Origin of the sequence: Pseudomonas sp. B21-048 (assembly GCF_024748615.1) — a bacterium.
Lineage (GTDB): Bacteria > Pseudomonadota > Gammaproteobacteria > Pseudomonadales > Pseudomonadaceae > Aquipseudomonas.
Window position 1 is genome coordinate 3,437,743 of sequence record NZ_CP087168.1, and the last position, 24,628, is coordinate 3,462,370.

Consider the following 24,628-nt stretch of genomic DNA (forward strand, 5'->3'; position numbering starts at 1 on the left):
AGTCCTTCTGCAAACATCCGTTGCAACCGTCTCGCCGAGATGCGCGACACATCAGTCCGGCTCGATGAGCAGGTCTTTGTCATCCGGGCCGAGCGCCGGCTCTTGATCTTCCAATCTGCCGGTTTCACGCTTCTTTTTCAGCCGGTTTCGAGCTCGCTCGGTGTCATAGTTTTTTCCTTCAGCCAAGGTACCCAGGGTTGATGAAATCCGATAGAAACCACCACACGGTTCGCAATAGATGCGCAATCCGCCCCCGAATGAAAGATCCTCCAGCGCACTGGTGTTTCCACACAGCGGACAGTTCATAGTCACCTCCCGATCATTCAGTTAGCCGCTTTCAGCCCGCCATAAATGCTGACAACCTGGGTAGGGTGTGATGACGAAAATAGCGGGGACATGTTGATATCGACAGGGGCTATCCATGGAGGTTGCTTGTTTTTTTGTCGATAGATCGAGCAATACCTGCGTGAGCCCTGTAGGAGCTGCCGAAGGCTGCGATTTTTTGATCTTTCAGGAGCCGCTGAAGGTCAAAAAATCGCAGCCTTCGGCAGCTCCAGGGGACGGTGTTTCAGCCAGGACAGGCGGATTCTAATCCGAAGTCAGCGGCTGCCTGGAGCGACTCGGCGCGATGACCGGCCTCTCCACGGTGTCGCGATGCAATAAGGAAACGTAGTAGTCATAGGTGGATATCAACGGCACCGGCTCATCGATGCGAGACATCTCAAGCCATCGTCTTGTGCGTTCGATGTCAAAGAATTCGTTCTTGCATTTCATTTTCGCCACAAGGTTCGCCGAGACCTTGTAGCGTCCACATCCGGCCGGGCATTTGACTTCTGACCAGTCTCCAGCCGCGTGAACAGTATTAGAGGCCGCCTGACAGATTAGGCACTTCATGTTCGATCTCCGTATCCATGAATTACCAACTGTAGACGATCCGCGACCAAGGAGCGTTCACTTGGCAGAAAGATAAGAACATCAAAAAGTGAAGAGCCCAGCGCAATGGCTGGGCTCCGGTTATCTTCTGTTTTCCAGCATCTTGTCGGCGAGTGCTTTGGCCCTTTGGATTAACAGATTCTGCCTGTCTTCGTGGGTGGCTTCTCCAACCACCGGTGCCGTCAGATTGCTTTCGGCAATCAACGCAGCACAGAAGTATTGATCCCAAACAGCGCTTTGCTCCGACACCTGTCTGTTCATTTGATCGGCAATCATACGCGCCTCCTTTTGATGAGTTAGCGTTCTCAGTTTACGCCCTAATCGTGAACAACCCGCGTTGCGGAAGATGATCGGCATCTCATTGCACTGCCCATTGCTGGCGACAAATCGTTTCCTCAACTAGGATTTTTATCGCACAGGACTTCGCCCACTGTGTGGTCGGGCGACTCATCAAAGGAGAGATAGATGACATCTACTCGTATTTCCGAGCAAACCTATCGTGGTTGGTCCAACCCTATCTTGCTTGAACTCAAGGAGAGAGAACATCAGCTGAGCCCTTCGGCACGCCAGGCCCTGCAAAATGTCCTGGTGGAGAGGAGGCTTGTTGACACTGGAAACCCATCCGGCAGCGATCGGCGTAAAGCTGATCCGGCTACATAGCGACAGGCATCAGTAACGTTTGTACATCCACGCCCATCACCGACGCTGCTGGCGCTCAGCCGGCAAATTCCAGACAAAAAAAAGCCCAGGCAGCTGATGGACGCCTGGGCTTTAAAAATGCATAAACCGTGGTGGTGAACGCGGGACGATATTACCAAGTCGCGCGACTTGTAACAAGATATTCTGACTCACTATCCAGTTACTAAATCTCCTAACCTCTTAAATATCCACACTATTTTTAAGTCATCCACTCATTGTTTCGTTGCCGGCACCTTCGTTTCCAATGGAAAAAGCCCCCCGTGCATCGCGCACCAGCTCGCGCCATTCGGCGTTGTTGATGAGCCCGGCTCCTTCCAATTTATCCGCTGCCTTCAACAGTTTGTCGTAATGTTCTTCACAATCCACCCCGGGCTCCGGCTCTCTCAAGAATCGGTACCAGGCATCAAGGGCTGCCTTTTTGTGATCATCAGTCATAGCCAAACTCCCAAGCACTGTCAGCTGTTGGAAGTTGATTCAAGAATGACCGTTCCTCGGCTCCGACATACGGCCGGCACTTACAACTCGAAATTCGAACAAAGCGACCGCTACAAACAATCCCGGACGGCTTGGCGCAGCGCCCCTGACTTGGCCCATGGTGGCCCTTGGTAAAGCGATACCTGACTGCCATCCTTCGATTTCACGATAACCAGAATTTCGTCAGCCGTAATGATGCTGGGGGCGGTGATCCGGTAGCCATTGGAAATCGCCGATTGTGTCGATCCCGCAATGTCCTGACGCCACAACGGCAATACACACGCGGCATACTCCTTGGGCGCCTTATCGCTGTATTTGCTGACATTGGGCTCGCCGGGCACAACGGATGCGGGTAATGAACAGCCCGCCAACACAGCCACCGTTACTGCCGCTATCAACATGCGCATGACACTTTCCCATTCTGAAAAAACGGGAAATGTAGCCTGTACTTGCACAGACATCCAGCGGACAAACAACGATGTCTATAACGGGGCTTCGCCCTGCCCCGGTTCGGGCCCCGAGGCGGAATCGGGATACGACCTCGCATTCAGGTACGTCATCCATCGCTCGTACGCTTCATGCTGCCATTTCGTGACCCGCTCCCATTCCGGGCCGCTCAACTGATGGGCCGAGATCAGTTTCATCATTTCAGTGGTTGCCGCATCCAGGTCGACGATCAGCTCACGCGCGTGGTGTCTGAAATCATCGGTAGTCGTCATTCGAGATGGCCTCCCTAGCGAATAAATCATTACCTCAATACGACAGCAGAGCTGTTCATTCGCGTTAATGTTCCCGACCAGTGGAAGCACCTTCCATCTCTATCCCTTTACGCAGACCACCTGACGCAAGGTGTGCAGCACTTCCACCAGATCACGCTGCGCGTACATCACTTTGTCGATGTCCTTGTAGGCCATCGGAATCTCATCGATGACCGCTGCATCCTTGCGGCACTCCACGTGAGCGGTTGCGCGGATCTGGTCTGCGACGGTAAAGGTGTTTTTGGCTTGGGTGCGGCTCATGGTCCGACCGGCGCCGTGGCTGCAGGAACAGAACGATTGCTCATTGCCGAGGCCGCGAACGATGAAGCTTTTGGCGCCCATGGAACCAGGAATGATCCCCAACTCGCCCTTCTTCGCCGACACGGCGCCTTTGCGGGTGACCAGGATGTCTTCACCAAAATGCCGCTCTTTCTGGACGTAATTGTGGTGGCAGTTGACAGCCTCCAGCGCGACCTCGAAGGGTTTGCGAATCATTTGCCGCGCTGCCTGAATCACCGCCTGCATCATCAACGCGCGGTTCTGCCGGGCGAAGTCCTGAGCCCAGCCCACCGCTTCGACGTAGTCATCGAAATGCCGGCTGCCTTCCTTGAAATAGGCCAGATCGCGGTCCGGCAGATTGGCGATGTGCTGGCGCATGTCTGCTTGGGCCAGTTGAATGAACAGGGTCCCGATGGCATTGCCAACGCCGCGAGAACCGCTGTGCAACATGAACCAGACGCGGTTGGCCTCGTCCAGGCAGACCTCGATGAAGTGATTACCGGTACCGAGGGTGCCCAGGTGCTGACGATTGTTGGTGCTGGCAAGTTTCGGGTATTTGTCGGTGATTGCCTTGAACCGTGAGCTCAGCGCCGACCAGGCTTGATCGGCCTGCTGTGGGACATGGTTCCAGGCGCCTTCATCGCGGCGGCCACGGCTCAACGTGCGGCCATGGGGCACGGCCTTTTCGATGGCGCTGCGCAGGCCGTGCAGGTTGTCCGGCAAGTCGGCGGCGGTCAGCGAAGTGCGCGCGGCAATCATGCCGCAGCCGATGTCCACGCCCACGGCCGCCGGAATGATCGCGCCCACGGTGGGGATCACGCTGCCGATGGTGGACCCTTTGCCCAGATGCACGTCCGGCATCACCGCCAGATGCCTGAAGATGAACGGCATTTTTGCGATATTGATCAATTGCTGCCGGGCTTCGCTTTCAACCGGAACACCTTCGGTCCAGAGTTTGATCGGCTTGCCATTGGCGACTTCCAGCAGTTGGTAGGCAGGTTGTTGCATGATTTCGACTCTCTTGCGATCAGACGAACATAACGCTCCATGCCAGTAAATAGGACTACTATTTCGTAGCGGGGAATTGCAGGAGGTCATCATGTGGCTAAATGAATATGAACAGCAACTTCGACGCGACCTGCAAGGCGTGGCATCGGATTTGAGGTGGTCGGCGGTAGAGCTTTTGCGCATTGCCGAGCAGTTGCGCCTGGCCGGCAATGATGTAGACGCAGAGGCAACGCTAAGGCTGTGCGCGCTGCTCCAGGGCGATGAAGAGCGACTGGCGGGCTATGCTGAAGAAGTGAAAGCAAAATCCATCAGTCGAACGAAAGCTCACTAGAGAGCGCTGCCATGAACAAGCGTCTATGCGCGCTGATCGCCGTGCTGGCGGCATCAGGTGGCTGCAACACGGAATCACACATTTATCGAGACCAACCGCTGGTCGCCAAGGTCGAGACCGGCATGAGCAAGGAACAGGTCCAGCAGATTGGCGGCCAGCCTTTATCGATAACGCAGCGCACAGTGGAACCTGGCACCTGCTTCGACTACAAGCTGACCCAGGCCGGCCATCAGCAGCCGTATAACGTCAGTTTCGATGGCACAGGCAAGGTCGACCACAAAAGTTTCATGACCTGTGCGCAATGGAGTCGCGCCCAACAAAAAGCCAGAGAGTATTCCCCCTCCACTGGCTGGATGGGTGGCGGCGGTTACTGACGCCTGTAGCAGCCTCGCAGGCTCGGCAGCGGCTACAAATGGGTACAAGCCCCGGCGAACCGGGGCTTCAAGTGCACTATTTGTCTGATGTCTGGCTTTCTGATTTGTGGCTACGTGACGATTTACCCGATCGGCCTCTGTAAGCGGGAAGCGAAGCCGCATAGGCCAATGCTTCTTCTCTGCTGCCAAAGGCTCCAAGCCGGTCACCTTTGGTGCACACCCACCAGGGGCCGTTGTTCACGCTGAGTACGTCATAGCCGTTCATATGCATTTTGGTCAGCATCGAAACGCTCATGGGTCACCTCCTTTTCAGCAGTAAGGTTCGGGATCGACGCAACTACCTTACACCCGACTTTCATTGAAGTGCCAACCAGACGTCGCGTCAGGATTCCGGCATTTCATTGCACTTTCAACCGAACGTTCAACTCAAACCCTTTAGGCAGAGCTTTTGCGGGTTGCGGCCTGAATATTGCAGTTTTATGACTGTTTTATGACAAGCATCGTCGGATAACACATGAAAGTACGCGCTACCGTCATTTGCGAGCAGGATCGGCATATCCTCCTGGTGCGCAAGCCCAAGTCTCGCTGGACCTTGCCAGGCGGAAAAGTCGAGCCTGGCGAAACCATTGCGGGCGCGGCCACACGCGAGCTTTACGAAGAAACAGGGCTTGGTGTCGATGGCCTGCTGTACTTGATGGAATTGGAAACGGCCAGTACTCGGCACCATGTTTACGAGGCGTCGGTCGTAAACCTGGCGGAAGCCCGGCCACAGAATGAAATCTTCGACTGCATCTGGCACCCGCTGGACGCCGTCCACAACCTGAAAACAAGCGACGCCACGCTCAGAATCATCAAAGCGTTTGTGCGTCGTTTGTAAATCACCGTTAGCCAGGCTTTAAACGACGCCACGGCGCGCCGATCAACCCAAATCGCCGCCACCGACCGGCATGATCATGCCGGTGATGTAGGAGGCTTCGTCGCTGGCCAGAAACAGAATAGCGCTTGCCTGCTCATCCAGCGTGCCATAGCGCTTCATCAAACTGCTGTCGAGGGTCTGGTCGACGATCTGCTGATACCACAGCTTTTCCTCAGCACTTTGTTCCGCCCTGTTGCGCGGGATCAGCCGCGGCGGCGCTTCGGTGCCACCGGGGGCGGTCGCATTGACCCGCACGCCACGACCGGCCGTTTCGAATGCCAGGCAAGCAGTCAGCGCATTGACCCCACCCTTCGCCGCACCGTATGGCACGCGATTGACGCTACGGGTCGCAATGGAGGAAACGTTGACGATGGCGCCACTGCCTTGTTCGAGCATGAACGGCAGCGCGGCATGGCAACACCACAGTGTAGGGAACAACGAACGGCGAACTTCGGCTTCGATCTGCGCCTCTTCATAGTGCTCGAAAGGCTTGGCCCATATCGTGCCGCCGACATTGTTGACCAGCACATCGAGGCGATCAAAACGTTCGACAGCGGTGCGCATCACACGGCTGCATTCGCTGTACTGCTCAAGGTCGGCGGTCATTGCGAGTACCTGGCTGGTTGCCGCCAACTGCTGCTGCACGTCGAACACCCGATCGGAGCGGTCGACCAGAATCAACCGCGCACCTTCAGCCGCCATGCGTTCAGCCACGCGCCGGCCGATGCCTTGGGCAGCACCGGTAATCAGCGCGACTTTTTCGTGGAATCTGTTCATGTCTCTCTCCCACAACAGCGCGGCTCAGGCCGCGCTGGCGGCAAATTTCTCGTAGTAGAAGTTCACCGGCGCAATGCCTTGCTCGCGGATGAACTGGCTGACCGCTTCGACCATCGGCGGCGGGCCGCACAGGTAGACGTCGACGTCGCCATCGTTCAAATGCCGTGGCTCGATGTGTTGGGTCACATAGCCCTTGAGCGGGTGCCGACTGTCGGGATTGGCCACGCAGGCACTGAAGCTGAAGTTCGGAATGCGTGCGGCGAAGGCTTCGAGTCGATCGAGTTCCACCAAATCGAAGTCGTTGGTCACGCCGTAGATCAAATGCAGTGGATGCTCGCTGCCCTGTTCGGCGATTCTTTCCAGCATCGCGGTGAACGGCGCCAGACCGGTGCCACCGGCCAGCAGCAACAATGGCCGGTGGATGTCGCGCAGATAAAAGCTGCCCAACGGCCCGGCCAGGCTCATGCTATCGCCGGCCTTGGCCATGCCGGTCAGGAAACTGCTCATCAAGCCGCCGGGCACGTTGCGAATCAGAAAGCTGACTTCGCCGTCACGCTGCAATGAGCTGAACGAATAAGCGCGGGTCTGCTCGCTGCCGGGAACCCCGAGGTTCACATACTGCCCCGGCAGGAACGCCAGCTTGCTCAGGGCTTCGCCCTTGATCGACAGCGCGATGGTGCTGTCGGACAACTGACGCACGGCGCTGATGGTCGCGTCATAACTGGCCTGACGGGTACGGCAGACATCCGATGAAACCGGCACCCGCACCACACAATCGCTCTGCGCCCGCATCTGGCAGGTCAGGACGAAACCCTGTTGCGCTTCGTCGGCGCTGAGGGCGTCTTCGATGTAGTCCTCACCCAAGTCGTAGCGGCCAGCCTCGGCGAAACACTTGCAAGTGCCGCAAGCGCCGTCGCGGCAGTCCAGTGGAATATTGATGCCCTGGCGATACGCGGCATCGGCCACGGTTTCCCCGGCATTGGCGTCGATGAATCGGGTGACGCCGTCTTCGAAATTGAACGCAATGGAATGAGTCATGACGGCCGCCTCAGAGGTGGTAAACATCAATGACCTGGCGAACGTAGTCGTTCTTCAGGATCACTTTCTTGGCTTTGATCAACGGGTTTTCACCGCGCACGTCCAGGGTGTAGAAACTGCTGCCGAAATAGCTGTCGACGGTCTTGTAGCGAAAGCTCAGGGTGTGCCAGTTGAAGCGCACCTTGCACAGCCCGTCGGCCTGTTCGATCAGCTCGATATTGCTCAGGTTGTGCGAGGTGCGGGTGTCCGGCACGCTGGCGCTGGAGCGTTCGGTCTTGATGCGGAAGATGCGGTCTTCCAGGCCCGTGCGGTTGCCGTACCAGATCAGCGAAATTTCCCGTTGTGGGTCTTCAGTCAGCGCGTCGTTGTCGTCCCAGGACGGCATCCAGAATGTTGCGTCGGGCGCGTACAACTCCAGCCAGTCATCCCATTGTTTGTCGTCGAGGTAGCGTGCTTCGCGGTACAGAAAATCGCGCACCGCGTCATAGGTAATGGTCATTGCACGGCCTCCACTGCAATCAGTCCGGACTGTTCAGCGGCCAACGCCTTGAGCATCGTTTGCTGCCAATACTTGTGTTGCAGCACGAACAGGCCTTCGTCTTCGGTGCGCACGCCGCTGAGCAGCGGATGCAAGTCGATCTCTTTGGCCGCGTCATCGGCGCCTTCCACCCAGTGCTCGGCGCCACGGGACATGTCGTTCCACGCGGTGACGCTGCCCTGGTAACCCGTCTGGCAGGAGCGAAACTCTTCCAGATCGTCCGGGGTGGCCATGCCACTGACGTTGAAAAAATCCTCGTACTGGCGAATTCGGCTCGAACGGGCGTGGTCGCTTTCGCCTTTGGGGGCGATGCAGTAAATGGTGATTTCGGTGCGGTTGACCGAGATCGGCCGGGCGATGCGAATTTGCGAGCTGAACTGATCCATCAGGTACACGTTCGGGTACAGACACAGGTTGCGCGAGTTCTCGATCATCCAGTTGGCGCGAGCCTGACCGAAGTCCCGGGCCAACTCGTCGCGACGCTCGTACAGCGGACGGTCCTCGGGGTTGGACCAACGGGTCCAGAGCAGCATGTGGCCCTTGTCGAAGGAATAGAAACCACCGCCCTGCCTGGCCCAGGTGCCGGCACTCATGGTCGGATTGCAATCGCCGGCTTCGCGCTGTTTGCGCTGGTTCTGGGTCGCGGCGTAGTTCCAGTGCACCGAGCTGACGTGATAACCGTCGGCACCGTTTTCGGCGGTGAGTTTCCAGTTGCCTTCGTAGAGGTAGCTGGAGGAGCCGCGCAGCACTTCCAGGCCATCGGCGGACTGATCGACGATCATGTCGATGATCTTCGCCGACTCGCCCAGGTGCTCAACCAGCGGCACGACATCGGCCTTGAGGCTGCCGAACAGGAAGCCGCGATAGGATTCGAAACGCGCGACTTTGGTCAGGTCGTGGGAACCTTCGCAATTGAAGCTCGCCGGGTAGCCGGCCGCCGCCGGGTCCTTGACCTTGAGCAGCTTGCCGGAGTTGTTGAAGGTCCAGCCGTGGAAGGGGCAGGTATACGAACTCTTGTTGCCGGTCTTGTGCCGGCAGAGCATCGCGCCACGGTGGCTGCACGCATTGATGAAGGCGTTCAATTCACCGTCCTTGTTGCGCGCGATGAAGATCGACTGACGCCCCAGGGTGGTGGTGTAGAAATCGTTGTTGTTGGGGATCTGGCTTTCGTGCGCCAGGTACAGCCAGTTGCCTTCAAAGATGTGTTCCATCTCGAGGTCGAACAGCCGCGGGTCGGTGAACATCTCACGCTTGCAGCGATAGATGCCCTGCTCAGGGTCTTCTTCAAGCAGGGAGTGAAGGTATTCGGGTCGCAGGGTCATGGCCGCCGCCTCCATTGTTTTTGTTCAGGCAGGACCATGCTAGGACGAGGGGATGGGGCGGACTATCCGCCGGGTGCAGACCTGTATCCGTTTTGTGCAGAGTGATGATCGTTCCCACGCTCCCGCGTGGGAATGCCTCAACGGACGCTCTGCGTTCGGCTCTGGAAGGGACGCGGAGCGTCCCGGGCTGCATTCCCACGCAGAGCGTGGGAACGATCAAACGGTGGGTGGCGTTTGCGAGGTCAATGGCGGCGTTTGAGGGTGTCCGATGGCAATTCGCCGAACTGTTTGCGGTAGCTGTCGGAGAACCGGCCCAAGTGCAGAAAGCCGTAATCCATGGCCACTTCCGTGACGTTGCGCACGTTGCAGGTCGGGTCGCTCAGATTGGCGTGAATACGTTCGAGCTTTTTCTGCCGGATGTAGTTTTTCGGCGTGTCCCCCGCGTTGCGCTCGAATAGCCCATACAGCGAACGCAGGCTCATCCGCGCCTGGCGCGCCAGTTCTTCACTGTCGATGTCCTGCTTGAGGTTGCACGCGATGTAATCGACCAGCGCCTCGAACGTGGCCGAGGGCGAGCCGGGATCGGTGCGGACGACGTTGGTCTTCATCAGGCTGAGCATTTTGCTGACAATGATCTGCGCGTAGTGCTCCTGCACGCGGGGAATCCGCTCGGTGGCTTCCGCCTCCTGGCAAATCATCGCCAGCAGACCGACAAAACCTTCCAACTCGTTGAGCTGATATCGGTTCTCCAGAAACCGCACGCCCTGCCCCGGATACCGCCAGCGCTGCTCTTCGCACACCGACTCCAGCAGCCGCGAGGGGACTTTCAGGATGAATTTTTCGCAATCACTGGAATAGGTCAGATCCACCGGATCGTCGGGGTTGATCAGCAACAACTCGCCGGGCGCGAAGCAGTGTTCCTGACCATGGCTACGCCACAGACAGTTGCCGCGCAGCAGCACTTGCAAGTGATAAATGCTGTCCAGCGCGCCGGACGTGACCCGCACGCTGGCGCCGTAACTGATGCGGCACAGGTCAAGGCTGGCGAACTTGCGATGATCGAGGCTGGCCAGCGGCCGGCCGGCCCTGGGCATCTGGAGGCAATGATTGCCGACATGCTGATTGACGTAGCCCGATACCGCGTAGGGGTCGGCGTGGTCGAAGATTCTGCTGCGATGACTCAACCATTGCGCTTGCATCATCGGATGACTCTCATTGTTGTTATCGGTGGCGCCGCCATTCTAGTGTCTTGGCCGAAACGCAGAAGGCCACAAGATAAACGGTCGGTTATCTCGTGGCCCGGTTCGGCTGGTCGAGGAAATCAGTCCTCGAGCGCGCGAACCCGTTCGTGGCGTTGCTGCTCCTCAGGCTGGGCAGACGACTGCAGCGTGAAGTCAAAATCGATTTCGGCAAAACGACCGCTCACGCCATGGGCCGCCGCACGCTGCGGATCATCGCTGAAGGTGATTTTGGCAATCAGCTCATCACGGGTGGCATAGGCGAAATCGTCATGCAGGTACTGATCGCCATCGAGGTTGATCTGGGTGGTCAGGTGACGATGATCCGCTGCCGAAATGAAGAAGTGGATATGCGCCGGACGCTGGCCATGACGGCCCAGTTGATCGAGCAATTGCTGGGTTGGACCGTCCGGCGGGCAACCGTAGCCCGACGGCACGATGCTGCGAAAACGATAACGCCCCTCGGCATCGGTGACGATACGACGACGCAGGTTGAATTCCGATTGCGTGGTGTCGAAGTACGAATAGGTGCCGCCGGTATTCGCGTGCCAGACATCCACCACCGCGCCGGCCAGCGGTTCGCCAGCGGTATTGCGCACCTGGCCTTGCATGAACAACACGACACCCGGATCGACGCCATCGTCCAGCCGCGCTTCGCTCTCCGACAGCGGCGCACCGGCCACATACAGCGGCCCTTCGATGGTTCGCGGTGTGCCGCCGGATTTACCGGCCTGCTCGTCTTCGGCGTCCATCAGCAGGTCGAGGTAATGTTCCAGACCGAGCCCGGCCACCACCAACCCGGCCTCTTGACGCGCACCCAGCACGTTGAGGTAGTTGACGGCTTTCCAGAATTCTTCCGGGGTTACGGCCAGGTCTTCGATGATGTTCACCGAATCGCGCAGGATGCGGTAAATCAGCGCCTTGACCCGTGGATCGCCGGCTTCGTTATGCAGACCGCTGGCGTCTTCGAGAAACTTCTGGGCACTGGCAGTGTGGGAAATCTTGACGTTCATTTTGGTGGGTTCCTCATCTTGTCATTATTAGCCTAGCGAACTGAACAGGCTGGGTTCAGCGGTCATCCTCGCGAATGGAAGAAGGATGCCGGCACATCGCGGTGACTTCGATCGCCATGTACGGGTACAGCGGCAATTGCATCAGCAGGTCGTGCAGTTCCTGAACGCTGTCGACATCGAACACGCTGTAATTGGCGTAGAGCCCGGCGATGCGCCACAGATGACGCCACTTGCCTTGCTCTTGCAGGCGCTGGGCCAGGGCTTTTTCGTCGGCCTTGAGCTGAGCGGCACGTTCCGGGTTCATGTCGACCGGTAAATTCACAGTCATTTTTACGTGAAACAGCATGATGCCCTCCTCAGGCTGGATGAACGGCAGTGGATAGGACGGTGGATACTTTGTCCCGACGGAAAAACGCCAGGCGCTCTTCATCCAGGCTTAAACCCAGCCCCGGTGTTTGCGGCACGTGCAGTTGGAAATCGCGGTAGACCAATGGCTCGCTGAGGATGTCTTCGGTGAGCAGCAGCGGGCCGAACAATTCGGTGTCCCAGCCCAGTGTGTTCAGCGTGACAAAAGCATGGGCCGAGGCCAGCGTGCCAATACCGCCTTCGAGCATGGTGCCGCCGTACAGGCCGATACCGGCCGCCTCGGCAATCGCGGCGGTTCGCAGCACGGCGCGTGGGCCGCCGTTCTTGGCGATTTTCAAAGCGAATACCGAAGCCGCGCCTTCGCGGGCCAGGTTGAAGGCATCTTCCACGCACTCGATGGATTCGTCGGCCATGATCGGCGCCGGGCTCACGGCATTCAGGCGCACCATGCCGGCGCGGTTATTGCGCGAGATCGGTTGTTCGATCAGGTCGATGCCGTTGCTGCCGAGGATCCGGCAGGCCCGCAGGGCGACCGCTTCGTCCCAGGCCTGATTGACATCGACCCGCACGCTGGCGCGATCACCCAGCGCCTTTTTGATCGCAATGACGTGGGCCAGGTCGCGATTGACCTCGCCCGCGCCAATTTTCAGCTTGAAGATCCGGTGGCGGCGCAGGTCAAGCATTTGTTCCGCTTCGGCGATGTCCTTGGCGGTGTCGCCGCTGGCCAGCGTCCAGGCCACCGGCAGCGCATCGCGAACACGGCCACCCAGCAGTTCGCTGACCGGCAGACCCAGGCGCTTGCCTTGGGCGTCGAGCAAGGCGCTTTCAATACCCGATTTGGCGAAGGTGTTGCCGCGAATGCTGCGCTCCAGACGCAACATCGAAGCATTCACATTGCCACTGTCCTGGCCAATCAACAGCGGCGCGAAGTGTTTGTCAATGTTGGTCTTGATGCTGTCCGGGCTTTCATTGCCATAAGCCAGACCGCCAATGGTGGTCGACTCGCCAACCCCTTCAATGCCGTCGGCACAGCGCACACGAATGATCACCAGGGTCTGGTTCTGCATGGTGTGCATCGCCAGCTTGTGCGGGCGAATGGTCGGCAGATCGACGATGATCGTTTCGATCGATTCAATGGCAGTTGCACGCATGTCGATACCCGTCAGGTTCTTAAAGTTCTGGAACGGATTCTCGTACGGCTTTTTCCGGGCGGCCAATATAGAATTGGTCTGGCTCGATACCTTAAAGGTATTTAACAGATCAACGTTCGGAGGCTCCATGGAACTGCGTCATCTGCGGTATTTTCAGGTGCTGGCTCAAACCCTCAACTTCACTCGCGCCGCCGAACTGCTGCACATCGCCCAACCGCCGCTGAGCCGGCAGATTCAGCAGCTGGAAGACGAACTCGGGGTGCTTCTGCTGGAGCGCGGCCGACCGCTGAAGCTGACCGACGCCGGGCGTTTTTTCCATGAACATTCCACCGCCCTGCTCGAACAATTGGGCAAGGTCTGTGACAACACACGGCGGATCGGTTTGGGCGAAAAAACCTGGCTGGGCATCGGCTTTGCGCCCTCGACACTCTATGGCGTGCTGCCGGAACTGATTCGCCGACTGCGCAGCGGCGAGCCGCTGGCGCTGGAATTGGGGCTCTCGGAAATGACCACGCTGCAACAGGTGCAAGCACTCAAGGCCGGGCGCATCGACATTGGTTTCGGGCGAATCCGCATCGACGACCCGGCAATCATCCAGACTGTTTTGACTGAAGACCGGCTGGTCGCCGCCCTGCCCGCCGGTCATCCATTACTGGCCGGGCCGATCAGCCTTCATGACCTGGCAAAAGAACCCTTCGTGCTCTACCCCGGCAACCCGCGGCCCAGCTACGCCGACCACGTGATCGCGTTATTCGAATCCTATGGCGTGCACATCAAGGTGGCGCAATGGACCAACGAGCTGCAAACAGCAATCGGTTTGGTAGGTGCGGGAATCGGGGTGACGTTGGTACCGGCGTCAGTACAATTGCTGCACCGCGACGACATCGGCTTCACCCCGGTGCGGGAAGACAACGCCACTTCGCCGATCATCCTCAGCCGGCGCGTGGGCGATGTATCGCCGGGGTTGAATCATTGTTTGCAGATGATCGATGAACTGCTGCCCAATCAATCGTCCGGCATCGTTCAGTGAGCATCCCCGTCCCACAACCAGTTCCAGATCCCTGGCAACTCAACCGCCTCGGAACTGTCACGGACCGTACGCGCCATGGCCGCCCGCTGCAGCGCTGCCGTGTCGTCGTAAAATGCTTTCTGCGCCGTGACCAGACCTGCGGCATTGGCACTGTCGAGGAGGATTTGCAGGTATTCGCGGGTATGCCGGGCGGTGTAACGATTCAGGTCGTGAAAGGTCACCACCACCGGAATCACCCCATCCACCACCGGCAACTCGCCAAGAGCGATGCGTTCGCGGACTTCGGACAGTTGCCGTAGCAAATTGGCCCTGCGACGAGGGCTGGCGTTGAAACCCCAGATCTTGCCGTCATTGGCGCTCAGGTCGGTCAGCAGCACGTGCATGCCATGTTGTTGATAGGCCGCGAAGGTGCGCTTGTCGTAATTCCAGAAGGGCGGACGCACCAGGGTCGGCGAGGCTTGGGTAATCGCGGCAATGTCTGCGCTGCCGTTGCTGAGCGACTGTTCCAGTTCTTCCGGGTCCAGCGAACGATGATTGGTGTGATGGGGCGTGGCGGTGTGGAAGCCCAACAGGTGACCTTCGGTATGCTCGCGACGCATGATCTGCCGGCCCATGTCACTGCCACCGGCTGCGGATGCCCGGGTCTGCAGGAAAAACACCGCTTTAATGTCCGATTGCAGCGGATTACGCGCGAGGCTGTCGAGTACGGTGACGGTCGGGTTGTAAAAGCCGGACGCGCTGGGCCCGTCATCAAAGGTCAGCAGAAAGCGGATAGGTGCTTGCGCGCGCAAACGTTGTTGTGTCTGCGGCGTCATTTCAATGGGCGCGGCGATGCAGCCAAACAGGCCGACTGCAATGGCGAATGCGGAGAAAACCTTGACCAACTGCTTCATGTTTTGCCTTGGACCAGACCTTGCGGTCATCATGTTTAATGGCAAAATTCCCTCGCCCATTCATCCTTCGACCGACCCGCAGATCGCTGCGAGCCGAGGTTGGATAAGGGTACACAGTGTTTGGTTCCAGCGCTCGCTTGTACAGGTGATGCATTTCAGGCAGTGGACACTAAAAAAAACCGCTATCCATGGCGGGGCTTTTGGGGATGTGCGACCCGATCAGGGTTTCAGCGGGCGCTCCTGGTCGCGGTCCGACAGCTCTTTACCGTCATCAGGGTGCTTCCAGTCCGGCGTCGAACGCCTCTGCTGCTCGAGTTCTTCCTCCGTCGGTTCATCGATGTCCTCATCCGGGTCCGGACGCTTTGGTTCAGTGGCCATGTCCACACCTCCTTCCTCAAAGGATTAGTCATCTGTTTTAAGCGTAGAACAGTTTCGGATGGGACGACTCACAGCCACCACCGCAGGAAAAAGAAGAACCCCATGCTCAACAACATGCTGAGCAGGGTGTTGCGGGTGTAAAGCACCAGGCCCACGGCCACCAGCGAACTGATCAGGTACGGATTGTCCCACTGCAGATTCAACTGCTTGTCAGGCATGAACACGATGGGCCCGCAGATTGCTGTAAGCATGCCCGGCACCGCGAAACCGAGGAACTGCCGGGCATTGCTGCTCAAGCGCACCGGCAGCCGAGGCTCGAGGAACACGTAGCGGTTGAGGAACACCAGCAGGCCCATCCCGATAATCACAGCCCAGACCATCATGTGCGCCCCACATAGAGTTTGTTGCAGATAAAGCCTGCGGTCATGCCCGCCAACCCCGACAACACCAGCGCCGAGCCCCATTGCCAATAGCTGAACAGCACCGAACAGAACAGCGAGACCGCCACGCAAACCACTGTCGGAACGTTACGCACCACCGGCGTGATCAAGGCGATAAAGGTCGCCGCGATGGAGAAATCCAGCCCCAGGTGTTCAAGGCCCGGAATGCTGCTGCCCAGCACAATGCCCGCCAGGGTGAAGAGGTTCCACGCGATATAAAACGTCAGGCCCACGCCCAAGGCGTACCAGCGGTTGAACTGCTGTTTGTCATGCTGACTGGTCAGAGCGAACAACTCGTCGGTGAGCAAAAAGCCCAGGCCCACACGCCAGCGGCCCGGCAACGGGGAAATCGCCGAACGCATACTCATCCCGTAAAGCAGATGCTGGGAGGTCAGCAACAGCGTGGTCAACAGAATCGAAAAGACCCCGGCGCCGCCCTTGAGCATGCCGATGGCGACCAATTGCGCCGCGCCGGCAAACACGATGCTCGACAGCCCTTGGCCTTGCAGCGGTGTGAGATTGGCCTCGATGGCCATGGAGCCGGCCAGCAACCCCCAAGGCGCGGTCGCCAGGGACAACGGCATGATGGCCGCGGCACCGCGAAGGAATGCACTGCGCGGCATGAGTGAGTTGGACATAACGCTCTACAAACAGGGAAAGACCCCAGACTGTGCCAGCAGTCGCGATGGATGGCTTGAACAATCTTGCGCACTTGCCCGCAACCGCTGCTGATTTTCGAGATTGACAAACATCGCGCCGACTTTTAAAACTGAGCACCTCATTCAGGGTGTCAGCAAGCATGTCCGCAACCTTCAACCTCAACACTGTCGTCATTGGCTTGAATGCCAAGGCGCAAGGTTGCGTTGCGCACGCCCTTAAATCGAAGAAACAGTCGCTCATGTGACCGGGGCGCGCTGTCCCGTCAGATGAGCTGACAGGACATTGAGCGCGGCGGACACTCCCTCCTTCTTGCTGACTTCCTTCTACGCTGCTGACGGTGACGACATCGGTCAACCATCAGGAGAAAGTGCATGTCATCGTTTCAAGGTATCTGGGTTCCCATCGTTACGCCGTTTCACCATGGCGCGATCGACTTCGCCGGGTTGCGTCGGCTGGTCAGTCATCTGCTGGAAAAAGGCGTCGATGGCATAGTGGTCTGCGGCACCACCGGGGAAGCCGCGGCGCTGGGCAAACAGGAGCAACTGGCCGTGCTCGATGCGGTGCTGGAACAGGTTTCGCCAGAACGTGTGGTTATGGGCCTGGCCAGCAACAACCTTGCCGAGTTGCTGCAATTTCAAAGTGAAATCCTGAAACGTCCTCTGGCGGGTTTGCTGGTTCCACCGCCGTACTACATCCGCCCGTCCCAGGCCGGCCTTGAAGCCTTTTTCAAGACCGTCGCCGATGCTTCCAGCGTCCCGGTCATTCTCTACGACATTCCCTATCGCACCGGCATAGCCTTTGAGCAGGCAACCTTGCTCCGGATCGTCGCCCACGAGCGGATCGTCGCGATCAAGGACTGCGGCGGCAATCCAGCCACCACGCTTGCGCTGCTCTCCAGCGGCAAAGTCGACGTGCTGTGCGGTGAAGACCACCAGATCTTCGGCGCTTTGTGTCTGGGTGCCAAAGGCGCGATTGCCGCCTCGGCCCATGTTCATCCCGAGCTGTTCGTGACGTTGTATCAACACATCCGCGACAACCAGTTAGCGGCCGGCCGAACGACCTTCTTCCAGTTGCTGCCGCTGATTCAAAGCCTGTTCATCGAGCCCAATCCCGCCCCGGTGAAAACCGCCCTGGCCCTTGAAGGGTTGATCCACGACGAGCTGCGCGCGCCGATGCAATGCAGCAGCGAAGCCACGACGGCGCGCTTGAAAGAAGTACTGGCAGTGCTCGAAAACAGCAATCGATAGAGCACACGCGCCCAGCCCGAGTACCATGGAGCGATTCACATAACGCGTCAGGGAGTCGACATGCTTTACCGAATCGCCGCCGACGGGCTGGTGCTGTCTCACTTGCTGTTCATTCTGTTCGTGCTGTTCGGCGGGCTGCTGGTGCTCAAATGGCGCCACCTGGTCTGGTGGCACCTGCCCGCCGCCGCATGGGGCGTGATCGTGGAAGTTTTCCACCTGAGGTGCCCACTCACCGAATGGGAAAACCTCATGCGCCATGCGGCCGGGCAAACCGGTTACAGCGGCGGTTTTATTGAACGTTACGTGTGGCCGATGATTTATCCGGCCGGGCTGACACCCACGATCCAGCTGGCGCTGGGCAGCGTGGTGCTCGCGCTCAACGTGCTGATTTACCTGCGGCTGATTCGCTTATGGAAGCTGCGACACTCGACTCGTTCAGGGCAGTGACCAGTCGGGCTGAACTCAGTTGGCAATGACGCTCATGTTCCGGCCACTGGCCTTGGCCACATACAGCGCCTTGTCTGCCGCGCCGATCAAGTCCTCGGGCTGGGTCTGCGCCATCTGGTTATAGGCGCAGACCCCCAGGCTGACCGTGACCACGCCTTCGGGACTGCCACTGTGCTTGATGTCAATTTGCTGAACCGCGCGACGGATTTTTTCGGCGACTAGAAACGCTCCCACGTAATCGGTACCCGGCAGCACCACCGTGAACTCCTCGCCACCGAAGCGCGCAGCGAGATCGCCGGGGCGCTTGATGTTGTCGGTGATGATGGCGCTGATTTTGCGCAAACACTCATCGCCCGCCAGATGACCATACCGATCATTGAAAACCTTGAAATGATCGACATCGATCATCAGCAACGCAAGGCTGGTGTGGGTACGCCTGGCGCGGCCCATTTCCGCCAGGATGAACAAATCGAATTGACGCCGATTGGAAAGCCCGGTCAGCGCATCTTCCATCGCCAGCAACTTAAGGCTGTGGTTGACCTCGATAAGTTTTTCCTGAGCCTCCAGCAACTCGCTCTGAATATGATTCTGCTGCTTCATGACGCGGATCAGGCGATAGCCGAGAAAGCCCAGAAACCCCAGCAGCAATGACACGATGCCTGCTCTGCGTATTGACTCCTGCTTCCAGCCGGCCAGGACTTCATTCTTGTCGAGCGCGGCAAAGACAATAAGCGGATAACCCTGGACCCGCCGAAACCCTGCCACCCGCTCCACCCCGTCCACGTAGGACTTGACCGTTGCCGTACCGGAATCACCCTTGGGCAACAGTTGGGTGAACAGCGGCCCCTTGGCGACGCTGGTGCCAATGTCGGCTTCGTTGAACGGGCGGCGAACGACGATGCTGGCGTCATCGGCGATTAGGTTGATCACCCCGTTGTTACCCATGTCGATGCTGTTGTACAGGTCCAGGAAATGATTGAGGTAGATCGAAGCCACTACCACCCCGGCAAACCGGCCATCGGCATGATTGATTCGGCGTGACACGGTCATGATCCATTCGCCGGTGGAGCGACTTTTTATCGACGGACCGATATGAGGACCACGGTCGGGATGATCACGGTGGTAGATGAAATATTCACGGTCGGAATTATTGGCATTGGGCGGCACAATGTTAATGGCATTGGCGAGCCAACGTCCTTCTTCGTCGAAAACGAACAACCCGTGGATTTGTGGCAGCTCACTGCGCTGGGCCTGGAGCAAACGTTGCAATCGGGGAAATTTCGCCGGTTCCATGCCATCGTTTTCGAGGCGATCCACCAAGGCAAACAGCAACGTGTCGGCCTGTTTGATCGAGGCCTGCGTCTGTGAAGCCAGGGTTTGCGCCAGGTTGGACATCGCCACTTCGCTGCCGCGCAAATGATACTGACGCGCGTTCCAGCCCTCCCCGATCACAATCGCCGTCATGGACAGACACACCGCAACGAGCAGAAAGACCGCGTATCGAACCTTGAGCGTTGATCCAACAGGCTCAGGCACCAAAGGCGGGGCGAGCCTGGCGCTTTCAATACGATCTTTGACGGACGGATGACCCATGACGCTCCCTGAATCCCTTATGTCATGGCGAACTTTCCCGTTCGCCCTTTCAGCGCCAGCCTGCCGTGGCTGGCGCTCTGATCATTACAACCCGACAACGATACGATAGGTTATTTGCACGAAAACGCTCATCGTCAGCAATTGCAAGGTTATTGCGGCGTCTGTTTGATCGCCTCAAGCCAGGCCGGATTCAATTGCGTTTGCTCAGTCTCGATGCCCAGCGCTTGCATCCGTGCCTTGTGCTGGTCCATCTCACGGGTCAACTGGCTATGGTCGCTGGAGTTGCCGTCCAACTGGTGCATCTGGCTCAGCCCCAGATGATAAAAACGCAGCAACTTCATGGCAATCGGATCGCCCTTCTCCACCGCCGCCGTCACCCGGTGCATGACGTTGGTAATGCTCATCAGATTGCGTTTGAGCTGCCAACCATAAACCGCTGGCGCCATCCATTCCTGGGTCCAGAACGTGCCGCGCAGCAGCGCCGCCATCAGCAACACCGCGGCAAACACGCCGCCCACGTTAAAACGCAGATTGTCGCCACCGGGCTCACCGAACAGCGCCACCGCCGCCGTGGACAGCGCCATCGCCAGCGCCAGGAACATCAGGGCGATGATCACCGTGCTGCGCCGCGTCTGGCGTCGATAGGTTTGGGCATTCATCGGCTGGATTTCGAACATCGCGGCAGGCTTCCTTGGGGGTGTGAGCAAAAAGAGCGCAAGGCATTATCGCCTCCCCGAAAGATTTAGCTATGCTGGAGCGCCTTTACATCTTTTCATCGTCAAACGGGGAACATGGCGATACAGCGCAGTTCGTGCCATCTTCATCATGGATACACACTATTCGGATGCCATGCGCCTGCCGGCGGGTGACATCGTTTTAAGGATCATTGAATGACCCAACGACATGTAATCAACGCCTCGGTCAGCCCTAAAGGCAGCCTGGAAACACTGTCCCAACGTGAAGTACAGCAACTGAGCCAAGCCTCAACCGGAATCACCTACACGCTGTTTCGCCAGTGCGCCCTGGCCATCCTCAATACCGGCGCCCACGTCGATAACGCCAAGACCATTCTGGAAGCCTACAAAGACTTCGAAATCCGTATTCACCAGCAAGACCGCGGCGTGCGCCTGGAACTGCTGAACGCCCCGGCCGATGCTTTCGTCGACGGCGAAATGATCGCCAGCACCCGCGAAATGCTCTTCAGCGCCCTGCGCGACATCGTCTACACCGAAAACGAACTCGACGCCTTGAGCATCGACCTGAGCACCTCCCAAGGCATCAGCGACTACGTTTTCCACCTGCTACGCAACGCACGCACCCTGCGCCCCGGCGTCGAACCGAAAATCGTGGTGTGCTGGGGCGGCCACTCGATCAACACCGAAGAATACAAATACACCAAGAAAGTCGGCCACGAACTCGGCCTGCGCAGCTTGGACATCTGCACCGGTTGCGGCCCGGGCGTGATGAAAGGCCCGATGAAAGGCGCGACCATCGCCCACGCCAAGCAGCGCATCCACGGCGGCCGCTACCTCGGCTTGACCGAACCCGGGATCATCGCCGCCGAAGCGCCGAACCCGATCGTCAACGAACTGGTGATCCTGCCGGACATCGAAAAACGTCTGGAAGCCTTCGTCCGCGTCGGCCACGGCATCATCATTTTTCCGGGCGGCGCGGGCACGGCCGAAGAATTCCTGTACCTGCTCGGCATCCTGATGCACCCGGACAACGAAGGCCTGCCCTTCCCGGTGGTCCTCACCGGGCCGAAAAGCGCCGCGCCATATCTGGAGCAATTGCACGCTTTCGTCGGCGCCACCCTCGGTGAAGCCGCGCAGCAGCACTACGAGATCATCATCGACGACCCGATTGAAGTAGCGCGGCAAATGACTCAGGGCCTCAAAGAGGTCAAACAGTTCCGTCGCGAGCGCAACGACGCGTTCCATTTCAACTGGCTGCTGAAGATCGACGAAGGCTTCCAGCGCCCTTTCGACCCGACCCACGCCAACATGGCCAACCTGCAACTGAGCCGCAACCTGCCCTCGCACGAACTGGCCGCCAACCTGCGCCGAGCGTTCTCCGGTATCGTCGCCGGCAACGTCAAGGACAAGGGCATTCGCCTGATCGAAGAACACGGGCCGTACCAGATCCGTGGCGATGCCGCCGTCATGCAACCGCTGGACAAGTTGCTCAAAGCCTTCGTCGCCCAGCACCGGATGAAACTGCCGGGCGGCGCGGAATATGTGCCGTGTTATCAGGTGGTGGCTTAGTAGCAAAACCCTGTGTGCGGGCTTGAGTTGCCGTTTAAACCACTGAAAACAAGAACCCCGCGTAATGCGGGGTTCTTGCATTTGGGGACTGGGTCTATGGAGCGCTCTGTGGCGAGGGGGCTTGCTCCCGTTGGGTTGCGAAGCGGCCCAAATCCTGCAACCGCATTTATGCAGGCACACCGCATATTGATCGTCGCTAGCCTCGCGGGTCGAGATTATCCAGCACCCGATTGACTGCCAACTCACCCAGCATGACCACCTGCTGAATCCCCAACATCATGTTGCGATGTGGCATGTCCATCAATCCGGCGAACTCACTGAGCATCATGCTCGCTGACGCCAGGGATTCGCAGGCGTTGACCAGCAGGGTTTCGTTATCGACCTTCGCACCCACATGGTAAATGGTGCTGGGTTTGCGCTTGGTGTCTTTGGGGATGGGCGGCTTGAGGTAGTGATCGAGGGCGCGGTCGGCGGCTTCGTTGAGCTTTTTTGAATCGAGGGAATCGTAGGGGGATGTTGGATCGGTTTCCGGTGGGTTGGGTGTCGGTTTGATCATCGATGAAGCTCCTAGAGTCATGGAGCAGCCACTGTTCGCTGCGAGACGAAAAGAGGTGGCAGCTATACGCAGGTCGCAGACCGAGACTCTAGAACCGGCAGACCCGAAGGTCTCCCACGTACAGCCGCCATAACATGAACGGACAGGCGTACCTGTTCACGAACGGAGGATGTTGTGCGTCTAGAGATACACGGGCTGCGAGACCCGATCGCGGATTCGTCAGCGACCCGGAAACGATAGAGCCCGGCCTCAAGGCGCACAAGCCGGCGGATTCTGGCGTAGTCGTAGGCAACGGCGCAAGGTTGTGTAGCCTGAGTGAGTATCTGGAAGTGTCGTTTAAACAGTGCTTGTTTATCAGTCTGACACCGAGCCTTGTGGTGGCTGTACTGGCCTCATCGCGGGCAAGCCCGCGAAGAGGCCAGTACAGCCACCAACTATCTGTCAATCCACCAATCGCGCCGCGAGAAACTTGGCCTGGCTCGCCACATCAGTCACCGCCGTGCTCTCCCACCACATCCCGCGCAACGGTGGGCCCATGGCGAACAAACGGCTGGCGACCTGCCCATCGGCGCTTAGCACCGCGCCGTCATCCGCGGCGGCGATGCCCAACGCCAATGGCCCCGGCCGCACCAGCCCGCATGCCAACAGCTGCTGCGGCAATGGCCGCGCCACTCGTCGCCAGTCGTATTCGATGCCACTGGAGTTGATCAGCGCAGCGCCCTGCACCACGCAGGTTTCGGCCTCGCCACGCCGACGAATGCGAATGCTGACCTCCCCGTTCAACGAAGGCTCCAACCCTTTGAACGACGCAGCATGAATCCGCAACCGCCCTTCCCCGTGCAGCCGCGCCACCAACTCGGCACTCAACGGCGGCGAGCGGTGGTGATGGCTTTCCCACCACGGCCGCACATGCCGTACAAACTGCCGACGTTGCATATCCGTCGCCTGACTCCACAACCGCCCAATGTGCGCCCGCACGGTGTCGAGTGGCGCTTGCCAATCGATGCCCTGGGCGATGGCGTCCCGACAGTGCCGACGCAGTTCGCGCAGCAGCTGACGCGGTGTGCGAATGCTGTGATCCTCGGCCAGGAAATCCGCCCAGGCCGGCGGCTGTCGTCGCACATGCGGCAGCAGACCATGCCGGGAAAACACTTCGATCTGCCCGCGATGCCCGGCCTGTTCCAGCGACACCACGGCATCGACCATCGTCAAGCCCGAGCCGATGATCAGCACCGTCGACTGCGGATCAAGCTGACGCATGGCGGTCACATCCCACGGATCGAACGCCGCGGCGTTCAAGCCACTGGGTTCGGTTTGCGGCGTGCGCGCGGCGGGGAACATGCCAGTGGCCAGCACCGTATAGGCGCCCTGCAAACATTGGCCATCGTTCAAAGTCAGGCGCACCGAATCGATATCGGTCTGCACCTCGACCACTTCCGCGCGCACGTGCTCCACCGTCGAGCCGTACCGCGCGCCCATCACCTGCGCCTCGTCCAGACGCTGCTGCACATAAACGCCAAACAGACCGCGCGGCGGAAATAATTCGCTGATCGGCACCTCTTGCTGATCCGACTCCGGCCAACCGCCGGCCGCAATGTACTCGGCCAGCCATTGGGTCAAATCATCAGCATTGTCGGGATCGACACTCATCCGCGCCGCATTGCCATTGAGCGTATGGCCCAACTCCACCGCGCTGTAGGCCTCGCCCCGACCCAGTTCAGCCCGGGGTTCGATCACCAGCACCACACGCTTGCCCGGCAAACGCAACAACTGCGCCGCCAGCATCGTGCCGCTGAGGCCGCCGCCGATGATCAGGATGTCCGCGTGTCGGATGGTCGCCTGCCCGTTTGGGGTGTCAGTCATGGCGTTCTCATTGATCAGTGTTTACCTGCGTTGGCGAGCAAA

At 58.8% G+C, this 24,628-nt stretch carries 32 protein-coding genes; 8 read left to right on the plus strand and 24 right to left on the minus strand.

Annotation, left to right across the window (positions count from 1 at the left end; all coding sequences use genetic code 11):
* Positions 1–51: 51 nt before the first annotated feature.
* From LOY56_RS16000 to LOY56_RS16010, 3 genes are all read right to left on the minus strand, one after another.
* Positions 52–306, minus strand: coding sequence for a hypothetical protein (locus tag LOY56_RS16000; RefSeq protein ID WP_258615511.1), 255 nt, complete (start codon positions 304–306; stop codon positions 52–54).
* A 282-nt stretch (positions 307–588) separates the two neighbouring features.
* Entirely contained in the window at positions 589–894 is a 306-nt protein-coding gene (locus tag LOY56_RS16005; RefSeq protein ID WP_258615513.1) for a hypothetical protein, read from the minus strand.
* A gap of 120 nt (positions 895–1,014) precedes the next feature.
* Positions 1,015–1,209 (minus strand): hypothetical protein, encoded by a 195-nt coding sequence (locus tag LOY56_RS16010; RefSeq protein WP_258615514.1) that lies wholly within the window; start codon positions 1,207–1,209, stop codon positions 1,015–1,017.
* Between the two features lie 189 nt (positions 1,210–1,398).
* Between LOY56_RS16010 and LOY56_RS16015 the strand changes: the two genes are divergently transcribed.
* Positions 1,399–1,593 (plus strand): hypothetical protein, encoded by a 195-nt coding sequence (locus LOY56_RS16015; RefSeq protein WP_258615516.1) that lies wholly within the window; start codon positions 1,399–1,401, stop codon positions 1,591–1,593.
* Positions 1,594–1,836: 243 nt separating this feature from the next.
* Here LOY56_RS16015 and LOY56_RS16020 read toward each other — a convergent pair whose 3' ends face one another.
* The 4 genes from LOY56_RS16020 to LOY56_RS16035 all read right to left on the minus strand — a co-directional run bounded on the left by LOY56_RS16020 (position 1,837) and on the right by LOY56_RS16035 (position 4,151).
* Positions 1,837–2,067: a hypothetical protein gene (locus tag LOY56_RS16020; RefSeq protein WP_258615518.1), complete on the minus strand. Its 231-nt coding sequence runs from the start codon at positions 2,065–2,067 to the stop codon at positions 1,837–1,839.
* Positions 2,068–2,177: 110 nt separating this feature from the next.
* Complete coding sequence (locus LOY56_RS16025) at positions 2,178–2,513, minus strand: hypothetical protein (RefSeq protein WP_258615526.1); 336 nt, start codon at positions 2,511–2,513, stop codon at positions 2,178–2,180.
* Between the two features lie 75 nt (positions 2,514–2,588).
* The gene (locus tag LOY56_RS16030) at positions 2,589–2,825 is read right to left on the minus strand and encodes a hypothetical protein (RefSeq protein ID WP_258615528.1); all 237 of its coding nucleotides are present in this window, start codon (positions 2,823–2,825) and stop codon (positions 2,589–2,591) included.
* A 99-nt stretch (positions 2,826–2,924) separates the two neighbouring features.
* On the minus strand, positions 2,925–4,151 hold the full coding sequence (locus LOY56_RS16035; protein ID WP_258615533.1) for an RtcB family protein: 1,227 nt from the start codon (positions 4,149–4,151) through the stop codon (positions 2,925–2,927).
* Between the two features lie 91 nt (positions 4,152–4,242).
* On the opposite strand from LOY56_RS16035, the gene LOY56_RS16040 reads away from it, so the two are divergent.
* Both LOY56_RS16040 and osmE read left to right on the plus strand, forming a co-directional pair.
* Positions 4,243–4,482 carry a hypothetical protein gene (locus tag LOY56_RS16040; protein WP_258615535.1) on the plus strand — a complete coding sequence of 80 codons (240 nt, stop codon included), beginning with the start codon at positions 4,243–4,245 and terminating at the stop codon, positions 4,480–4,482.
* 11 nt (positions 4,483–4,493) lie between these two features.
* Positions 4,494–4,856 carry an osmotically-inducible lipoprotein OsmE gene (osmE, locus tag LOY56_RS16045; protein ID WP_258615536.1) on the plus strand — a complete coding sequence of 121 codons (363 nt, stop codon included), beginning with the start codon at positions 4,494–4,496 and terminating at the stop codon, positions 4,854–4,856.
* 76 nt (positions 4,857–4,932) lie between these two features.
* Here the strand turns inward: osmE and LOY56_RS16050 are convergent, their stop codons facing one another.
* A complete protein-coding gene (locus LOY56_RS16050; RefSeq protein WP_258615538.1) occupies positions 4,933–5,151 on the minus strand; it encodes an SPOR domain-containing protein in 219 nt (72 codons plus the stop codon).
* Positions 5,152–5,370: 219 nt separating this feature from the next.
* Here LOY56_RS16050 and LOY56_RS16055 point away from each other — a divergent pair, with 219 nt between their 5' ends.
* Positions 5,371–5,733, plus strand: a complete 363-nt coding sequence (locus tag LOY56_RS16055) for an NUDIX hydrolase (protein ID WP_258615540.1) — start codon at positions 5,371–5,373, stop codon at positions 5,731–5,733.
* 42 nt (positions 5,734–5,775) lie between these two features.
* On the opposite strand, the gene LOY56_RS16060 is transcribed toward LOY56_RS16055, so the two are convergent.
* The 8 genes from LOY56_RS16060 to LOY56_RS16095 form a co-directional block, all read right to left on the minus strand.
* Positions 5,776–6,549 carry a 1,6-dihydroxycyclohexa-2,4-diene-1-carboxylate dehydrogenase gene (locus tag LOY56_RS16060; protein ID WP_258615541.1) on the minus strand — a complete coding sequence of 258 codons (774 nt, stop codon included), beginning with the start codon at positions 6,547–6,549 and terminating at the stop codon, positions 5,776–5,778.
* 24 nt (positions 6,550–6,573) lie between these two features.
* Positions 6,574–7,587 carry a benzoate 1,2-dioxygenase electron transfer component BenC gene (benC, locus tag LOY56_RS16065; protein WP_258615544.1) on the minus strand — a complete coding sequence of 338 codons (1,014 nt, stop codon included), beginning with the start codon at positions 7,585–7,587 and terminating at the stop codon, positions 6,574–6,576.
* A 10-nt stretch (positions 7,588–7,597) separates the two neighbouring features.
* Positions 7,598–8,086 carry a benzoate 1,2-dioxygenase small subunit gene (gene benB / locus LOY56_RS16070; RefSeq protein WP_258615547.1) on the minus strand — a complete coding sequence of 163 codons (489 nt, stop codon included), beginning with the start codon at positions 8,084–8,086 and terminating at the stop codon, positions 7,598–7,600.
* On the minus strand, positions 8,083–9,447 hold the full coding sequence (gene benA / locus LOY56_RS16075) for a benzoate 1,2-dioxygenase large subunit (RefSeq protein WP_258615549.1): 1,365 nt from the start codon (positions 9,445–9,447) through the stop codon (positions 8,083–8,085). Before benA ends, benB begins: the two co-directional genes overlap by 4 nt.
* 242 nt (positions 9,448–9,689) lie before the next feature.
* Entirely contained in the window at positions 9,690–10,649 is a 960-nt protein-coding gene (locus LOY56_RS16080) for an AraC family transcriptional regulator (RefSeq protein ID WP_309474861.1), read from the minus strand.
* A gap of 119 nt (positions 10,650–10,768) precedes the next feature.
* Positions 10,769–11,698 carry a catechol 1,2-dioxygenase gene (catA, locus tag LOY56_RS16085; RefSeq protein WP_258615550.1) on the minus strand — a complete coding sequence of 310 codons (930 nt, stop codon included), beginning with the start codon at positions 11,696–11,698 and terminating at the stop codon, positions 10,769–10,771.
* 55 nt (positions 11,699–11,753) lie between these two features.
* Positions 11,754–12,044 carry a muconolactone Delta-isomerase gene (gene catC, locus LOY56_RS16090; RefSeq protein WP_007895545.1) on the minus strand — a complete coding sequence of 97 codons (291 nt, stop codon included), beginning with the start codon at positions 12,042–12,044 and terminating at the stop codon, positions 11,754–11,756.
* Positions 12,045–12,054: 10 nt separating this feature from the next.
* Positions 12,055–13,215, minus strand: coding sequence for a muconate cycloisomerase family protein (locus LOY56_RS16095; RefSeq protein ID WP_258615553.1), 1,161 nt, complete (start codon positions 13,213–13,215; stop codon positions 12,055–12,057).
* A 127-nt stretch (positions 13,216–13,342) separates the two neighbouring features.
* On the opposite strand from LOY56_RS16095, the gene LOY56_RS16100 reads away from it, so the two are divergent.
* Positions 13,343–14,245, plus strand: a complete 903-nt coding sequence (locus tag LOY56_RS16100) for a LysR family transcriptional regulator (protein ID WP_258615555.1) — start codon at positions 13,343–13,345, stop codon at positions 14,243–14,245.
* Here LOY56_RS16100 and LOY56_RS16105 read toward each other — a convergent pair.
* From LOY56_RS16105 to LOY56_RS16120, 4 genes are all read right to left on the minus strand, one after another.
* Positions 14,239–15,138, minus strand: coding sequence for a polysaccharide deacetylase family protein (locus LOY56_RS16105; RefSeq protein ID WP_258615557.1), 900 nt, complete (start codon positions 15,136–15,138; stop codon positions 14,239–14,241). The genes LOY56_RS16100 and LOY56_RS16105 overlap by 7 nt on opposite strands.
* Positions 15,139–15,357: 219 nt before the next feature.
* Entirely contained in the window at positions 15,358–15,516 is a 159-nt protein-coding gene (locus LOY56_RS16110) for a hypothetical protein (RefSeq protein WP_007895518.1), read from the minus strand.
* A gap of 68 nt (positions 15,517–15,584) precedes the next feature.
* Positions 15,585–15,896 (minus strand): AzlD domain-containing protein, encoded by a 312-nt coding sequence (locus LOY56_RS16115; RefSeq protein WP_198537178.1) that lies wholly within the window; start codon positions 15,894–15,896, stop codon positions 15,585–15,587.
* Positions 15,896–16,594: an AzlC family ABC transporter permease gene (locus LOY56_RS16120; RefSeq protein WP_258615558.1), complete on the minus strand. Its 699-nt coding sequence runs from the start codon at positions 16,592–16,594 to the stop codon at positions 15,896–15,898. The genes LOY56_RS16115 and LOY56_RS16120 overlap by 1 nt, the downstream gene beginning before the upstream one ends.
* Positions 16,595–16,987: 393 nt before the next feature.
* On the opposite strand from LOY56_RS16120, the gene dapA reads away from it, so the two are divergent.
* On the plus strand, positions 16,988–17,863 hold the full coding sequence (dapA, locus tag LOY56_RS16125; RefSeq protein ID WP_258615560.1) for a 4-hydroxy-tetrahydrodipicolinate synthase: 876 nt from the start codon (positions 16,988–16,990) through the stop codon (positions 17,861–17,863).
* A gap of 60 nt (positions 17,864–17,923) precedes the next feature.
* Positions 17,924–18,310, plus strand: a complete 387-nt coding sequence (locus tag LOY56_RS16130) for a DUF2784 domain-containing protein (protein ID WP_258615562.1) — start codon at positions 17,924–17,926, stop codon at positions 18,308–18,310.
* Positions 18,311–18,325: 15 nt separating this feature from the next.
* Here LOY56_RS16130 and LOY56_RS16135 read toward each other — a convergent pair whose 3' ends face one another.
* The gene (locus LOY56_RS16135; protein ID WP_258615565.1) at positions 18,326–19,903 is read right to left on the minus strand and encodes a sensor domain-containing diguanylate cyclase; all 1,578 of its coding nucleotides are present in this window, start codon (positions 19,901–19,903) and stop codon (positions 18,326–18,328) included.
* Between the two features lie 149 nt (positions 19,904–20,052).
* Positions 20,053–20,580: a DUF3087 domain-containing protein gene (locus LOY56_RS16140; RefSeq protein WP_258615567.1), complete on the minus strand. Its 528-nt coding sequence runs from the start codon at positions 20,578–20,580 to the stop codon at positions 20,053–20,055.
* Positions 20,581–20,793: 213 nt separating this feature from the next.
* Here LOY56_RS16140 and ppnN point away from each other — a divergent pair, with 213 nt between their 5' ends.
* The gene (gene ppnN, locus LOY56_RS16145; RefSeq protein ID WP_258615569.1) at positions 20,794–22,167 is read left to right on the plus strand and encodes a nucleotide 5'-monophosphate nucleosidase PpnN; all 1,374 of its coding nucleotides are present in this window, start codon (positions 20,794–20,796) and stop codon (positions 22,165–22,167) included.
* A gap of 196 nt (positions 22,168–22,363) precedes the next feature.
* Here ppnN and LOY56_RS16150 read toward each other — a convergent pair whose 3' ends face one another.
* Together LOY56_RS16150 and LOY56_RS16155 are read right to left on the minus strand one after the other, a co-directional pair.
* Positions 22,364–22,723, minus strand: coding sequence for a DUF6124 family protein (locus LOY56_RS16150; RefSeq protein ID WP_258615570.1), 360 nt, complete (start codon positions 22,721–22,723; stop codon positions 22,364–22,366).
* A gap of 441 nt (positions 22,724–23,164) precedes the next feature.
* Positions 23,165–24,586: an FAD/NAD(P)-binding protein gene (locus tag LOY56_RS16155; protein WP_258615572.1), complete on the minus strand. Its 1,422-nt coding sequence runs from the start codon at positions 24,584–24,586 to the stop codon at positions 23,165–23,167.
* Positions 24,587–24,628 lie beyond the last annotated feature (42 nt).